Source organism: Lacinutrix sp. C3R15 (genome assembly GCF_018860825.1).
In the GTDB taxonomy this organism is placed as follows: Bacteria; Bacteroidota; Bacteroidia; order Flavobacteriales; family Flavobacteriaceae; genus Oceanihabitans.
Map to the genome: position 1 here is coordinate 267744 of NZ_JAHKPZ010000030.1, position 14238 is coordinate 281981.

The window sequence follows — 14238 nt, forward strand, 5'->3', positions numbered from 1 at the left end:
TTTGTCATAGACCTTCATAAATATTAATAGCCATTTATAAAGTGATGCCGAAAAGTGTGCCTTATTTACTCTGCAATACTACTTGGCAATGGTATTTATCTTTAATTAATACTTCAATAGTTACTTCTTTAAATGCACACTGATTAACTTTAGATTTTAGATAACTGTAATGAGATAGCTCAAATTCGCAAATTACGCTATAGAGTATATCTCCATTATATTGTAAAATTGGATTTCTAGAAAAAGCTATTCCAAATAGAGTTTTAAAATCTCCTTTTATATACTCGTAATTTTCATACTCTAATCCATTACTAAAAGTTGATTCTAAAGTCTTAAGATTAAATTCATTTAACTCATACTGTTCTCCAATCTTAAATGGTAATTCTTTTAATAAGGAATTACACATACCTTAATTAAAAGTAAATTGATATTGGAAACTTTGTTGGTTTATGGTTTCTTGATGAACATTAACATTATCTACAGAACCATAAAAGCGCATTTCAGCTTGAGATGAATCTTCAATATAAAATTCTAACTCAAAGCTTGCTGTATTCTCTGGAATCTCTACACTAACTATATTTTGAGTATAATCGAAATCTGAATTAATTGTTGACTCTGTGCCATCTTCTAAAGTCAATGTAGTTGTTAATCCTACAGATACCCAACTTTCAAGAGAACCTGTTGTAAACTCTACTATATGAGATTGACTAATTTGTTGTTCTTCTCCTTGATTGTCATCATCACTTGAACAGGCTGTAAAAGCAAAAATTGCTATTAATAATAAAAATGTATTCTTCATTATATTTGGTTTTAGTTTTTAAAAATTATAGATATAAGTATAGTTTACTTCTGAAATAGTTTGTTCATCTATGATGTTACCTTCAGAACTAATTAGCTTTATATTTACTTCTGAACCTCCTTCAATATAGAAATTCGATTCTATTTTAACTGGATTTAAATCTGTTTCCACTGTAACAGTTCTAGTGTCTTCATCATAGCCAACTTCTTTAAACTCAAAGGAATCTTCATATGTAATTGTATTTCCTGCTCTTACTACATAATAACTAGGTAATACACCTGTAGTATAAACTAACTTATAACTGAGGTTAGCATTTGTCATTTCTGCAACCTCACCATCATCATCACTAGAACAAGCTACTAATGACAAAATCGCTATTAATGTTAAAAAGATATTCTTCATAATTTATTATTTAATGGTTAATTGATTTTTATTAAAATGGCAAGTCATTATCTGCTTCATCTAAAAAGCTAACTGGTTCTTGCTGTGTTTGTGTTTGAGGTGTAGGTTGTTCACTATTTACAAGCTCTATTCTCCAACCTTGAATAGCATTAAAGTATTTTGCCACACCTTCAGGATTAACCCACTCTCTACCTCTTAAATTAAGAGCTATTTTCACTTCTTGACCCACAACAAAGTTATCTAGCAAATCACATTTATCTTGAATGAATTCTACTAATATATGTTGAGGATACTGCTCTTCTGTGGTAATAACAACTTCTCTTTTTCTAAAGCCATTATCACCTAGGACTTGAGTCCCATTTAAAATTTTTATCTTTCCTACTAAGTCCATTTGTTGACGTTTTAATTTTCATTATAATATCTTTAAGACACACCTCTTCTTTACTAAATGGTTTTGTGTTTTCAAAACTCTTATTTACATCTTCATATAGCTCTGTGAATAGCAATTCTATTATAAAAGATTTCTGCTCTCTTAAGTTTCTATCAGGAAATTCTGCTTCTAAAGTGTCTCTAATTTTACTTAATCCAATGTATCTTTCTTCATGTTTAAGCAACCACCAAGCAACTTTATCCCTACTACAAAAACCTTCAGGATTTAATAGAGCTTCTAGCTCTTCTATTACCTCTTTAAACTTCATTTTAAATACTGCTTTAACCTATTGTAGATTTTAATTGAATCCACATTTAAAATTATAATAAGAATGATGATTAAAATTAAGGCACTTGAAATGAATGCAAACCAATTAAATATAAAGTCTCCAGACCAAGAATAATTAAGCTCTCCATCACTTCCTGTATAAGTGTTTATTGTTTCAAGTTGAAAAAATGGAGTTTTAGACCTTAAAGCTTCAATATATAATTCCTTTTTCCATTCAGTACTTTTAGTTAATGCATTACCTAACATTGTAGAGTCTGGTTTTTTAAAATAATAACCAGAGCATATACCTAGTAGAACAGAAATAAAAACGACAAAAAGAATTTTAATTTTTTTCATAATGAATCAATATATAATTAACAAACATACTTATTTTATCATTTATGATAACCAAAACACTACACTTAATTATCATTTTTGACAACTAGATAATATATGTTTTAAAATGGATGATAAAGACCAACTTCAAGTAGCAATTGGAAAGCGAGTTAAAATGTTAAGAGAAAAGCAAGGAATTGCTCAACAAGACCTTGCTGCTAAATGTAATATTGAAAAATCTAACTTTAGTCGTTTAGAAGCTGGTGGAACCAATCCTACTTTATACACTTTAAAAAGGATTGCTGATAATTTAGGTATCACTTTATGTGATATTGTAAACCTTGAAGATGAAAAGTAAGATTTAGCTATTAATACTAATCTATACTGCTTACAAACTGTATTTTTTTGCTACAAAAGCCTACTCACACACTCTTTCATACATAAACAAAAGACAAAAAGTCCAACTTTTTCCAATTCACTATATATAGAAATGGAAAAAAGAGGACTATTTTATCAATCCATTATCACTAAAACTATAAAAATCCTCTTTAGTTACTATTAAGTGGTCTAACAGTACTATATCTAAATACTGCCCTGCCTGTTTAAGCTTTTCTGTGAGATTTTTATCTGCTTCACTTGGGGTTAAATTTCCACTTGGATGATTATGAGCAATAATAATATTTGAAGCATTGCATTTAAGAGCAACACTAAACACTAATTTTGCATCTACCACAGTAGCAGAAACACCTCCTTTAGAAAGCGGATAAACACCTAAAATCTGGTTACTCCTATTCAGCATTAATATTTTAAACTCCTCTTGTAATTCTATGGTAGAATCACTCCAACAAGCCCTTATTATATCATAAGATTGCTTACTATTACTTATTTTTAGTCTATCACTCCTGTTATTTGAGTATGAGACACTTATTTCTGAAATTTTCATATTTTTAAATTTAGTTTCCTAGGAAAATAATTACTAATTTACTTGCATCTTAATTTTGGAACATATACCTTTGCCAAAGAAGTTTCTTTCTGAAACACTTCAGAACAATTCTTCGCAAAAAGTATATAAATATGGTTGAGGGGAAGAGCTATGAAGTTTCTTTCTTTTTGGTTCTTTTTCTTTCTTAAGCAGAATTAAAACCTATTTATACTATCTTATTCTTACCTTCAAGATTAATAATATATCCTTATAGTAATAGTGTAAACTGGCTACAGCTAGACTATCTTTTATTTATGAAGGTATGAGCAAACAAGCATAATAAAGTAAGGGTATTTAAAAACTCAAAAAACAAAGCCCAATCTATTTACATAGACTAGGCTTATATTTTTACTCTGCATGCTCAAGAATACCATTCTGTGAAAACACATCAGAGTTTGCAATAACATTCTGCTCATACTTAACAGCAGTTTGTTTTGGCTTAACAGCATCTTCTGTAACATAAACCCATCTATGAGATAATGTTATTTCTTCACCTGTTTCCTTTACCACATATTCAAAAGGCTCACAGTCCTCTTTAATGATACTTCCTGGCATTTCTGTACCAATCAAACCTGTACAGGTCTGCTCATCAAATGTTGAAGGGATATAAGCTTTCTTGGCAGTAGCATAAAAGTTACCTGTAACCTTGCTTAATACCATTTCAATTCCTCCTTGCAGTTCCAGAACAAAGAATGATGTTCCATCCTCTTTCTGTCTCTCTTTGTAGTTAACTATTCTAACCATGTTTCTAAAATTTTTGAGTTGTAGTACACCACACAGAAAATCAATCCTCCATAGAATATAAATTACAGCTATCAACTTGAATTTATTTATCCTGCTAGAAAATTATCTTTACCATATAAAGTGGTGGGGGAATCTCTATCCCCAGAAATGGGTGGGGGTTTTGCACAAGGTATCTCAAGCTCACATAAAGCATCCAAAAAATTATTTTTCAAAAATTTTTTATATCAATAATTCTAGTTAGATTTAGACAATAATTGACAAGAACTAATTTGACTACCAAATGATACTCTCAGAATTACTAAAATCTAAAAGGGAAACTAAAAACCTATTACTGCGAGAAGTAGCTTCTATGATAGATACAGACACTGCTTTAATAAGTAAAATTGAAAAAGGAGATAGAAAACCCACTAGAGAGCAAATAGATAAATTGGCTATTGCACTAGATATTGAACATAGTAAACTTTTAAAGTTATGGCTTAGCGAGAAAGTATATGAAGATGTAAAAGGAGAAGATTTAGCTATTGAAGCTGTTAAACTGACTTTAAAAAGGTTGAAAACTGAACAAGAGTAATACATGAATAGTAAAGAAATACAAAACAATGTTCAAGCTATAGTTGATAATTTTTCTAAAGAAGAGTTTATCTACGATTTACTAATGGCTTATGGTACTACAAAAACTGTAACAACCATGCTTAAGAAAGGAGATTACAACCTTTCTAAAGTTGAAGGTGAAGTCCTATCTAAAAACAAAGTCTTTTTTAAAGTAGAAGAATCTGGTAAGCTTCTTAGTACCATTGATACTATCTCTAAAGAAGATAGAATACTAAAACACAAACCAAAGTTTGCCATTCTTACAGACTACAAGCAACTTGTAGCTAAAGATTTAAGATTTGGCACAACAAAAGACATACAAATAAGTGAATTAGCAAATCATCATAGTTTCTTTTTACCTCTAGCAGGTAGTGAAGTTTACAACTCTAATAATGATAATGAAGCTGACAGGGATGCTGCCTATAAGATGGCAGAAGTTTATGATGAACTAAGAAGAGAAAATCCTGAAATTTATAAATCTAAAGAAAGCATACATCATCTAAATATCTTCTTATCTAGATTACTATTTTGCTTCTTTGCAGAAGATACAGAGATTTTTGATGAAGAAAGTATTTTCACAAATACTTTAGCACAACATACTAACCCTAATGGTAGTGATACACATGTTTTTTTAAATGACCTATTTAAAAGACTTAACACTGAAAAAAAAGATGGCTTACCAGATTACCTAATAGACTTCCCTTATGTTAATGGAGGTTTGTTTAAAGACCCTATTAAGAGCCCTAAATTTTCATCTAAAGCAAGAAAAGTACTTTTAGAATTAGGAGATTTAGATTGGAAAGACATTAACCCAGATATTTTTGGGTCTATGATTCAAGCTGTGGTTATAGATGAGTATCGTAGTGATTTAGGAATGCACTACACCTCTGTTCCTAATATCTTGAAGGTTATCAAACCTCTTTTTTTAGATGAGCTTTATGAGGAATATGAAAAACACGAAAATAGCATACCACAATTAAGAAAGCTTATCAATAGAATCTCAAAAATTAAGTTTTTTGACCCTGCCTGTGGTAGTGGTAATTTCTTAATTATTACCTACAAAGAAATAAGAGTTTTAGAGATTAAAATTTTAAAACAAATTATAGACTTGTCTCCTACACCTCAATTAGAGTTTACCCAAATACGCTTATCTCAATTTTATGGTATTGAGCTAGATGACTTTGCTCATGAAATGGCAATACTTGCTTTATGGCTTGCAGAACACCAAATGAATAGAATTTTTGAAGAGCAGTTATTTGACTATGGTAAATCTGAACCTATACTACCTTTAAAAGAAGCAGGGCAAATAAAACAAGGAAATGCTACTAGAGAGAACTGGAAAGAAGTTTGCCCAATTGATTTAGCTAGTGAAATTTATATTATTGGAAATCCTCCTTATTTAGGTAGTCGAAATCAAGATGAAAACCAAAAGGAAGACCTTGATATATCAATAAGTATGATAAAATCATATAGGAAACTTGATTACATATCTATTTGGTTTTATAAAAGTGCTAAATATATACAAGGCTTTGAAAATGCTAAATCGGCTTTTGTTTCAACGAATTCAATTTGTCAAGGTGAACAAGTTGGAATTCTTTGGACATCAATTTTTGAAATGGGCATTGAGTTTGACTTTGCACATACTGATTTCAAATGGACAAATAATGCAAAAGGTAATGCAGGTGTTACTGTTGTAATTATTGGTTTAAGAAACTTAAGTAAAAAACCAAAGTATTTAATTACAGATGGAATTATTACAAAAACGCAAAATATTTCACCAAACTTAGAAAATGGTGTAACAAAAATTATTAAAAAGCAAACTAAACCCTTGAGTAATTTCCCTGAAATGAGGAGAGGAAATATGCCCAATGACAAACAATTTTTAAGAATTTCAAAGGAAGAAAAAGATAAACTTCTTATTAAATACCCTTCAATTGATAAAATCATTAAAAAACAAGTTGGTTCAGATGAATTCATAAATAATCTGGAAAGATATTGTTATTGGATTAGTGAGGAAAACCTTGCTTATGCTTTGACGATTCCAGAGGTTAAGTTAGCAATAGATAATTGCTATGATTATAGAATAAACAGCAAGGATAAAACATTACACATTCAAGCCTCTAGACCACATCAATTCAGAGAGTTTTTTGAATGTAATGATAACTCTTTATTAATACCAATTGTTTCATCTGAAAATAGAGAATATATACCAATAGGATTTGTGGATAGAGACACAATAATTCCAAATTCCGCACAAGTTATTTATGATGCTAATAGCTTAATTTTTGGGATTTTGACTTCCAAAATGCACAATGTCTGGGTAAAATTTACAGCAGGAAGGTTAGAAAATAGATTTAGATACTCAATTTTTCTTTGCTACAACACCTTCCCTTTTCCTAACATTGACGCTAAACAAAAAGAAAATTTAAACCAATATGTTTTTGATATTTTAGATGAAAGAGCTAAACATACAGGAAAAACTATGGCTTGGTTATATAACCCAGACACTATGCCTAAAGGCTTAAAAAAAGCACACAAAAACCTAGATGAAGCTGTAGAAAAATGTTATAGATTACAAGAATTTAAAAATGACACAGAACGTTTAGAATACCTTTTTAAGCTTTATGAAACTATGGTGAAAAAAGATACACTATTTGCAAAACAGAAGAAAACAAGAAAGACCAAAAGTAAAAAATAAGATATGCCTAATTTAGTAGAAGTAACCTATAAACAAACAGGACAAAGTAAAAAAACAAATGCTTTAGGTATGCGAGAAATGCAAGCAGAAGCCTTTAAAGCAAATACTGCTCAATATCTATTAATTAAAGCTCCTCCTGCTTCTGGCAAGTCTAGAGCTTTAATGTTTATTGCTCTAGAAAAGTTATATAATCAAGGTATTAAAAAAGTGATAGTTGCTGTGCCAGAAAAATCTATTGGTGCATCTTTTGGCTCTACAGCGTTAAAAAAATATGGCTTCTTTACAGATTGGTCCCCAAATCCTAAATACAATTTATGTACACCTGGACCAGAAAAAAGCAAGGTCACTGCATTTTTAGAATTTCTGGATACAGATGAAAAAATTCTAATTTGCACACATGCTACTTTACGTTTTGCTTTTCAGGGTTTAGATGAAAAAAAGTTAGATAATACTTTAGTAGCTATAGATGAGTTTCATCATGTATCTGCTGAAGGAGATAACAGATTAGGTGAAGTTTTAAAAAACATCATGGCTAAATCTAGTGCACACATTGTAGCTATGACTGGTTCTTATTTTAGAGGTGATAACATTCCTGTACTAATGCCAGAAGATGAAGCAAAGTTTACCAAAGTAACTTACAATTATTACCAACAATTAAATGGTTATGAATTTTTAAAATCTCTAGGTATTGGCTATCATTTTTACACAGGTAGATATTTTAAAAAACAACCTGATAAAGAAATGTCTGCTTTAGCAGAAGTACTAGACCCTAACTTAAAAACCATTGTACACATTCCAAGTGTCAACTCAGCAGAATCTTCTAAAGAAAAACATGATGAAGTTGCCCATGTTATAGAAGTATTAGGAGAAATTGATTATCAAGATGAAAAAACAGGAGTCATTTATGTAAAAAGTAAAAAAGCTAACAAAACACTAAAAGTTGCCAATTTAGTAAATGATGACCCAAAATCTAGAGACAAGATTACAGCCTATTTAAGAGAGGTTAAATCCCCAGAGGACATTGACATTATTATTGCTTTAGGTATGGCAAAAGAAGGCTTTGATTGGCCTTATTGCCAGCATGCTTTAACTATTGGATATAGAGGCTCACTAACAGAAATTATACAAATTATTGGTAGAGCAACTAGAGATAGTAATAACAAAACACATGCTCAATTCACAAATTTAGTAGCTGAACCTGATGCAGAAAATGATGATGTAAAAGTAGCAGTAAACAACATGCTTAAAGCTATCACAGCATCCTTATTAATGGAGCAAGTATTAGCTCCTAATTTTAAGTTCAAATTAAAAAGAGATGATGAAGATGAAAGCGAAGATGATGATGACACTATAAGAATTAGAGGTTTTAAATTACCAACATCACAAAGAGCAAAGGACATTATAGAAACAGATTTAAATGACCTAAAGGCTAAAATTTTACAAGATGACCAAATGCTAAAAGCAATGCCTGGGAATTTAGACCCTGAAACTATAAATACTGTACTTATTCCTAAAATAATTAGAGAGGTTTATCCAGATTTAGATGAAGATGATATTGAAGCAGTAAGACAGCATGTGGTAGTAGATTCTGTTATTAAAAATAGTACTATAGAAGAACAAGGAGATAAAAAATTCATTAGAATGGCTAATAGCTTTGTCAACATAGATGACATTCATATTGACTTAATTGACCAAGTAAATCCATTTCAAAAAGCTTTTGAGATTCTATCTAAATCAGTTACTGCACAAACCTTAAAACTAATAGATAATCACATACAATCTACTAAGATTGAAATGACAGAAGAAGAAGCCATTTTACTATGGCCTAAAATAAAAGATTGGGTAGCAAAAACAGGAGAACAACCAAACTTACAGGCTTTTGACCATAAAGAAAAAAGAATGGCAGAAGCTATTATCTTTTTAAGAGAATTGAAACGCAAAAGAATGCAAGATGAGTAAAAAGAAGCCAACATTAGATGACATCTTTAATGATGATGAGTTTGGACTATTAGATTCAAAAGCAAAAACTTCAACTGTAAAAACTGAAGAAGATAGGCTTATAGATTCTTTTGAAGAAATCAACATTTTCATAGATAAGAATGATAGAGAACCAAGTACCTCTAGTATGTCTGAATATGGACTTTTAGCTAAACTTAAAAACTTCAGACAAGATGATGCAAAGAAAAAAATTGTAAAGCCATTTGATAGGCATAATTTACTAGGTTATGTTGAAATGGAAAAACCAAGTTTGGATGATATTTTAAATGATGATGATTTAGGCTTACTAGATACTGATGAAGACCTTTCTATTTTCACTTTCAAGCATACACCAAAACAAGAAGATAGAGCTGAAACAGACTTTGTTGCTCAAAGGAAACCTTTAAAAGAAAAAGACTTTAAGCCTTATGAAGGTATGTTCCAAAAGGTTCATAAAGATATAAAAGAAGGAAAACGAGAAATAAAGCCATTTAAAAATATTGAAAAAAACCTTCATATTGGTAACTACTACATAATGGATGGAATTCTACTTTATTTAGAGTCAGCTGATTTAGAAAGAACAGAATGGGAACAGAGCTCTGGTAATAGAGTAAGAATTGAAGGTAGAACAAGAACGATTTTTGAAAATGGTACTTATAGCAATATGTTATACAGGTCTTTAGGTAAACAAATTCAAAAAAATGGAAAACTTATAACCAACTCTAATGATTATGCAGAAAATGAACTATTTGTAAACTCTGGATTAGTTAAAGAAGAGGATGTTCAAACAGGTTGGATTTATGTTTTAAAATCTAAATCCATAGACCCAAAAATCTCAGGAATCAAAGATTTATATAAAATAGGATTTTCTAGTATCTCAGTAGATGACAGAATAAAGAATGCAAAAAAAGAGGCTACTTACCTATATGCTGATGTAAAGAAAATAGCAAGTTATAATGTTTATAACAGAAACGCAGATAAGTTAGAACTCTTATTGCATAAGTTTTTTGCTAGTACTTGTTTAGATATAGAGTTCACCAATGATAAAGGACAGCGCATAAACCCTAGAGAATGGTTTGTAGTGCCTTTTGAAATTATAGATGAAGCCATACAACTCATCTTAAATGGTAATATTGTTAACTATACTTTTGATGTAGAGAGTATGTCTATTAAACTGAAATACAATTAAGGATAAAAATAAATTGATAAAAATTTAAAATGAGTGAACATAACAGAAAATTAGAAGCTATAACTTTCAACTTTAAGAAAAAGGATGGCAAATCAGAAACTGAAATAAATTTGTTTGATGAGCTTTTCACTAAGTTCCCCAACTTTATTGATTTGTTACCAAATGATGAATCAAGTAAAAAAAGTGTTAAAATTGAGAAGAAAAAAGTTGATGGAAAAGTAACTTCTAGCTTAAAAGCACATAAAAGCAATAGGTTTATTACTGGAAAAATATCTTCTACAAACTATGGGAAAATTATTAAAATTGTTAATCCCAATGACAAAGAAGCTGAGCCTGTTTTTGAAAGCAAACCTGAACATGGAGTTGAAAAGGTCTTTTTCTTTTTTATTTATGTAGCAGAAGATAATCATAAAGGTTTTATTTTGCTTGAACGTAATGGTCTCTATGGAATTAAAAGTGTTTTTTGTTCAGTTTTAAAAAGATTCATTAAAGATGAATACCCAGAAAACAGAATAGTATTCAATGATTTCATAGATAAAGAAATCCTTAAAAGATACATTTCAAATGGAGCAACTAAATCAGTAACTCTTAAAACAGATAAGATACCTAAAGAACTAAGTGATAAACTGCATTTTATAGAAGAAGAATACAAAGACTACACAATAACCTTAACTATTAAAAAGAAACGAGGTGGTCATTTTGGGTCTAGCACAAAAAAAGTAATAGACAAGCTTTATAGTGAGAGGGATAAAAGCTATTTACTAACAGACAATCTTAAAGTTCTTGGTTTTGGAGAAAGCAGTGAAATTACTACAAGAATAAATCTTAACGGTAAAGAAAAAAACATTAACTTTAATGAATCGTTCAATCTAAAAAGCATCTATGATATCAATGTCAAATTAGATATTTTTGGAGAATCTGATTTAGAAGAAATAACACAAAGAACTATCAACCTGTTTAAAGAAATTAAACCTTACTAAAATGTTTTCATTTATTAATGTTATTGAGGTTGTTAAAAACCATTACAAAACCTTAAAATCAGACGCATCTGGAAACATATTTATTTTTATAGTTCTACCTATCTGTATTGGAGTTATATCAATATTTGCTAAGGCAGTTAATTCAAATCTAGATTCAATATTATCAACTGCTCTATCAATTTTCATTGGACTATTTATAAATTTATTAGTTTTAATTGTTACACTAACTAGGTCGCCTATAAGAGAAAAAAAAGAAATTAGAAGACTTGTAGTTGAGGGGACATTTTATAACATTACTTATGTCATATTAATTTCAATTGTAGCACTTGGTCTAATAATGTTAAAAAACATCAATTTTGGGTTTAATGAAGTGGGTCAATTAGTTTTCAAAAAAACTATTGTTTTTCTGTTTACTTTTCTGTTTTCTCAAATCTTATTGACAATTCTTTTGATTATAAAGAGAATATTCAATCTCTTTAAGTTCGATATTAATAACTTCAACAAATAATAAGAGTTTTTTATTAATGTTTACCCCATTAAAAAAAGTATCCTAAAATAATATAAATGACAAAAGAAAACCTGAAATCCATATGGGAGTCTACACAAATAATAAAAGAGAAAAACACCTTTTATTCATTTGAATTAGATAAAAATTTAGCCACTTACTTAATAAAAGAAAAGACACTAACTATTGATTTAGTTAACATTAGCTTTTATTCAGATAACGACTCTCTTGATGAGTACATTGTTGATTTGATTAGAAACAACATCATTGCTCAAGCTCTAGATTATGAAAATGGTATTGAAGAGTTTCACATTGTTTTTAATGGTAAGATATTAAATAAGGCTGCCATTTAAGACAGCCTTATCACTCAACTCAAAAACCAACGATGTTTAGAATCACCATTGATAGCATTTGCCAGACCTTGAGTAAAATCAAAGGCATTGACGTTTCTTGATAGAAAAGAATCTATGTAAGAGCTCTTATTAGCTCCTGTGAATAGATTATATACATTCCAAAGGTTAATATCTCCATTCTCGTTTCTACAAAAGCTATTATCTAAATAATAGTCTTTTGCTACTGTAGAAATCTGTCCATCATTTAGCATTAATTCTGGAATTAGAGTCTTTTCCTCTTTAGGTAAAAAGTTATATAACCTTGCTCTACCTATTAGTTGAGCAAATTGCTGTTCAGTTAAATTATGCTGAGATAGTTGCTTCATTTCCTGTAAATGAGATTGTGCATTGTAATTCTCAATTAAGTCCATAATTTTAGACTGTAATTCAGAATAGTTCCCTACTCGCATTTCATCTTGATACCCATCTGTAGAAATACATAGGTTACAACAGACCATATTTTGAAAACCAATAAAGAACTTAAATTTCTCATAAGTTTTCCTGTTATACAGATTTTCTTGGTTGTAAGCTCTTACACCTCCAACAGTTAATGATACATCATGACCATTTATGCTTTCTGTAATAGATGGAATTCTAATGATAAAAGCCATCCTTTCAAAATACTGGGTTTTTTCATGTTCTAAAAGCTCTTTTACTGGCTTGTAAATAGCATCAGCTGTCCTGCCTTTAATTTGATGAGAAACTCTAACCTCTGGCACTTCTATTGTATGATGAGAAAAGACTTTTCCAACACAATCTTGAGCTATCTCTATAAACTCTTGATGTGCTAAAGTCTTTTCATTATCTTTTGAGAATACAGGAATAATGCAATCATGTTTTAAAGTAGAAAGGCTAACCTCTTTTGTGTTAGCCTCTATAAATGGATTCTGTTGATATACTTTATTTTCTGAAGGTATTTGCAAATTATGAACAACTTCTGGCTTACCTTCAGGAATATTAATTACTCCATTACGTTGCTTATTAAGCTCTGTTACTGATACTATTTCCATTTTGACTAAAATTTTCTGGTTTAACTAATTTTTCTAATAAATCTTTTTTAGCTTGATACAAAGCTTTTAATGGTAACTGAAAACTTGGGTATTCTTTATACAGTTCCATTAACTGACTAACAGATAAGCATTCTTCTATTCGCTGTTTAACATCTTCCTCTTTTATAGGTGATGTACACCATTCTAAAATGCGTTTTCCTGTAGAAGTATTTATCATAAACTCTGGCTTTCCAGAAAACAGGTTAGTTCTGTCCTTGCTTGCTATAGCAAAATGTTTTATATCAATATCGAATACTATAGTAAATTCATAAGACACATCATCTCTTTGCACAGCTTTAAGTCCAACTTTTTCAGGCACATACTTTCCATCTTTTTGTTGCAGTACATAATCCTGTTTTGTTCTCATTGTAGCTATAACATGAGCATCACATTGTAAAATCTTATTGATAAATGCTTTCTGCCTTGGTGTTACTTTATTCCAATTAGCAAATGAATTTCCTGGTAGTTTAGAATGGAAATCTAAAAGCTCATCCCAAACTTGAGAGATGGAATCTAAAATTATCACTTCCATTCCTGCCTTTTCACAAACAGTGATTGCTTCAATAAATTTCTCTGGTGTATAAGGTGGTTGTAATGGCAGTACATTGTAGTTACCTAAATGAGCATAAAGGTCTGCTGAACCATTTTCAGTATCTATTACAGCCACTTTATCCAGTTGGTCATTAGTTAGCCCTTTAGCCAATAAAAGAGAGCTTAAACTCTTGCCTGAACCTGATGAACCTTGCAGAGCCATTTTAATTTTTGCTTGTTGTCTTTCTGATTTTCTTAATTGCATAATTTTATGTTTTTGAAGGTTAATATTAATTTGAATTATTTTTAATTTGAATCTGAATAGATTCAGTACATAATGAAAAAGACCCTCATAAAATGAGAGTC

Annotated in this window: 17 protein-coding genes; 7 read left to right on the forward strand and 10 right to left on the reverse strand. The window is 30.0% G+C overall.

Annotated features, from left to right (window positions below; genetic code table 11):
* Nucleotides 1-61: 61 nt before the first annotated feature.
* From KO494_RS09840 to KO494_RS09865, 6 genes are read right to left on the reverse strand one after another with little or no spacing between them, the layout of a single operon-like run.
* Nucleotides 62-406: a hypothetical protein gene (locus KO494_RS09840; protein WP_215967432.1), complete on the reverse strand. Its 345-nt coding sequence runs from the start codon at nt 404-406 to the stop codon at nt 62-64.
* A gap of 3 nt (nt 407-409) precedes the next feature.
* Nucleotides 410-799, reverse strand: a complete 390-nt coding sequence (locus tag KO494_RS09845; protein ID WP_215967433.1) for a hypothetical protein — start codon at nt 797-799, stop codon at nt 410-412.
* An 18-nt stretch (nt 800-817) separates the two neighbouring features.
* A complete protein-coding gene (locus tag KO494_RS09850; RefSeq protein ID WP_215967434.1) occupies nt 818-1201 on the reverse strand; it encodes a hypothetical protein in 384 nt (127 codons plus the stop codon).
* A gap of 31 nt (nt 1202-1232) precedes the next feature.
* A complete protein-coding gene (locus tag KO494_RS09855) occupies nt 1233-1592 on the reverse strand; it encodes a DUF3127 domain-containing protein (RefSeq protein ID WP_215967435.1) in 360 nt (119 codons plus the stop codon).
* Nucleotides 1540-1899: a hypothetical protein gene (locus tag KO494_RS09860; RefSeq protein ID WP_215967436.1), complete on the reverse strand. Its 360-nt coding sequence runs from the start codon at nt 1897-1899 to the stop codon at nt 1540-1542. Before KO494_RS09860 ends, KO494_RS09855 begins: the two co-directional genes overlap by 53 nt.
* Entirely contained in the window at nt 1896-2255 is a 360-nt protein-coding gene (locus KO494_RS09865) for a hypothetical protein (protein WP_215967437.1), read from the reverse strand. Before KO494_RS09865 ends, KO494_RS09860 begins: the two co-directional genes overlap by 4 nt.
* A 106-nt stretch (nt 2256-2361) precedes the next feature.
* On the opposite strand from KO494_RS09865, the gene KO494_RS09870 reads away from it, so the two are divergent.
* Entirely contained in the window at nt 2362-2592 is a 231-nt protein-coding gene (locus KO494_RS09870) for a helix-turn-helix domain-containing protein (RefSeq protein WP_215967438.1), read from the forward strand.
* Between the two features lie 147 nt (nt 2593-2739).
* Here the strand turns inward: KO494_RS09870 and KO494_RS09875 are convergent, their stop codons facing one another.
* Together KO494_RS09875 and KO494_RS09880 are read right to left on the reverse strand one after the other, a co-directional pair.
* Nucleotides 2740-3177, reverse strand: a complete 438-nt coding sequence (locus KO494_RS09875) for a RadC family protein (protein ID WP_215967439.1) — start codon at nt 3175-3177, stop codon at nt 2740-2742.
* A gap of 387 nt (nt 3178-3564) precedes the next feature.
* The gene (locus tag KO494_RS09880; RefSeq protein ID WP_215967440.1) at nt 3565-3960 is read right to left on the reverse strand and encodes a hypothetical protein; all 396 of its coding nucleotides are present in this window, start codon (nt 3958-3960) and stop codon (nt 3565-3567) included.
* Nucleotides 3961-4240: 280 nt separating this feature from the next.
* On the opposite strand from KO494_RS09880, the gene KO494_RS09885 reads away from it, so the two are divergent.
* The 6 genes from KO494_RS09885 (at nt 4241) to KO494_RS09910 (ending at nt 12253) form a co-directional block, all read left to right on the forward strand.
* Nucleotides 4241-4531 carry a helix-turn-helix domain-containing protein gene (locus tag KO494_RS09885; RefSeq protein ID WP_191101225.1) on the forward strand — a complete coding sequence of 97 codons (291 nt, stop codon included), beginning with the start codon at nt 4241-4243 and terminating at the stop codon, nt 4529-4531.
* A gap of 3 nt (nt 4532-4534) precedes the next feature.
* Nucleotides 4535-7249: a DNA methyltransferase gene (locus KO494_RS09890; RefSeq protein WP_215967441.1), complete on the forward strand. Its 2715-nt coding sequence runs from the start codon at nt 4535-4537 to the stop codon at nt 7247-7249.
* 3 nt (nt 7250-7252) lie between these two features.
* Complete coding sequence (locus KO494_RS09895) at nt 7253-9208, forward strand: DEAD/DEAH box helicase (protein WP_215967442.1); 1956 nt, start codon at nt 7253-7255, stop codon at nt 9206-9208.
* Nucleotides 9201-10415 carry a GIY-YIG nuclease family protein gene (locus tag KO494_RS09900; RefSeq protein WP_215967443.1) on the forward strand — a complete coding sequence of 405 codons (1215 nt, stop codon included), beginning with the start codon at nt 9201-9203 and terminating at the stop codon, nt 10413-10415. The genes KO494_RS09895 and KO494_RS09900 overlap by 8 nt, the downstream gene beginning before the upstream one ends.
* A gap of 29 nt (nt 10416-10444) precedes the next feature.
* Entirely contained in the window at nt 10445-11395 is a 951-nt protein-coding gene (locus tag KO494_RS09905) for a hypothetical protein (protein WP_215967444.1), read from the forward strand.
* A gap of 564 nt (nt 11396-11959) precedes the next feature.
* The gene (locus tag KO494_RS09910; RefSeq protein WP_215967445.1) at nt 11960-12253 is read left to right on the forward strand and encodes a hypothetical protein; all 294 of its coding nucleotides are present in this window, start codon (nt 11960-11962) and stop codon (nt 12251-12253) included.
* Nucleotides 12254-12267: 14 nt separating this feature from the next.
* On the opposite strand, the gene KO494_RS09915 is transcribed toward KO494_RS09910, so the two are convergent.
* Together KO494_RS09915 and KO494_RS09920 are read right to left on the reverse strand one after the other, a co-directional pair.
* Nucleotides 12268-13302 (reverse strand): DUF3871 family protein, encoded by a 1035-nt coding sequence (locus KO494_RS09915; protein WP_215967446.1) that lies wholly within the window; start codon nt 13300-13302, stop codon nt 12268-12270.
* Nucleotides 13274-14137 carry an AAA family ATPase gene (locus KO494_RS09920; RefSeq protein WP_215967447.1) on the reverse strand — a complete coding sequence of 288 codons (864 nt, stop codon included), beginning with the start codon at nt 14135-14137 and terminating at the stop codon, nt 13274-13276. Before KO494_RS09920 ends, KO494_RS09915 begins: the two co-directional genes overlap by 29 nt.
* Nucleotides 14138-14238 lie beyond the last annotated feature (101 nt).

Bases quoted from the DNA above. Each gene is read 5' to 3' on its own strand.
- KO494_RS09910 (WP_215967445.1), top strand. From the start codon at position 11,960: ATGACAAAAGAAAACCTGAAATCCATATGGGAGTCTACACAAATAATA.
- KO494_RS09895 (WP_215967442.1), top strand. From the start codon at position 7,253: ATGCCTAATTTAGTAGAAGTAACCTATAAACAAACAGGACAAAGTAAA.
- KO494_RS09870 (WP_215967438.1), top strand. From the start codon at position 2,362: ATGGATGATAAAGACCAACTTCAAGTAGCAATTGGAAAGCGAGTTAAA.
- KO494_RS09845 (WP_215967433.1), bottom strand. From the start codon at position 799: ATGAAGAATACATTTTTATTATTAATAGCAATTTTTGCTTTTACAGCC.
- KO494_RS09840 (WP_215967432.1), bottom strand. From the start codon at position 406: ATGTGTAATTCCTTATTAAAAGAATTACCATTTAAGATTGGAGAACAG.
- KO494_RS09860 (WP_215967436.1), bottom strand. From the start codon at position 1,899: ATGAAGTTTAAAGAGGTAATAGAAGAGCTAGAAGCTCTATTAAATCCT.
- KO494_RS09875 (WP_215967439.1), bottom strand. From the start codon at position 3,177: ATGAAAATTTCAGAAATAAGTGTCTCATACTCAAATAACAGGAGTGAT.
- KO494_RS09850 (WP_215967434.1), bottom strand. From the start codon at position 1,201: ATGAAGAATATCTTTTTAACATTAATAGCGATTTTGTCATTAGTAGCT.
- KO494_RS09855 (WP_215967435.1), bottom strand. From the start codon at position 1,592: ATGGACTTAGTAGGAAAGATAAAAATTTTAAATGGGACTCAAGTCCTA.
- KO494_RS09865 (WP_215967437.1), bottom strand. From the start codon at position 2,255: ATGAAAAAAATTAAAATTCTTTTTGTCGTTTTTATTTCTGTTCTACTA.
- KO494_RS09915 (WP_215967446.1), bottom strand. From the start codon at position 13,302: ATGGAAATAGTATCAGTAACAGAGCTTAATAAGCAACGTAATGGAGTA.
- KO494_RS09885 (WP_191101225.1), top strand. From the start codon at position 4,241: ATGATACTCTCAGAATTACTAAAATCTAAAAGGGAAACTAAAAACCTA.
- KO494_RS09890 (WP_215967441.1), top strand. From the start codon at position 4,535: ATGAATAGTAAAGAAATACAAAACAATGTTCAAGCTATAGTTGATAAT.
- KO494_RS09905 (WP_215967444.1), top strand. From the start codon at position 10,445: ATGAGTGAACATAACAGAAAATTAGAAGCTATAACTTTCAACTTTAAG.
- KO494_RS09920 (WP_215967447.1), bottom strand. From the start codon at position 14,137: ATGCAATTAAGAAAATCAGAAAGACAACAAGCAAAAATTAAAATGGCT.
- KO494_RS09880 (WP_215967440.1), bottom strand. From the start codon at position 3,960: ATGGTTAGAATAGTTAACTACAAAGAGAGACAGAAAGAGGATGGAACA.
- KO494_RS09900 (WP_215967443.1), top strand. From the start codon at position 9,201: ATGAGTAAAAAGAAGCCAACATTAGATGACATCTTTAATGATGATGAG.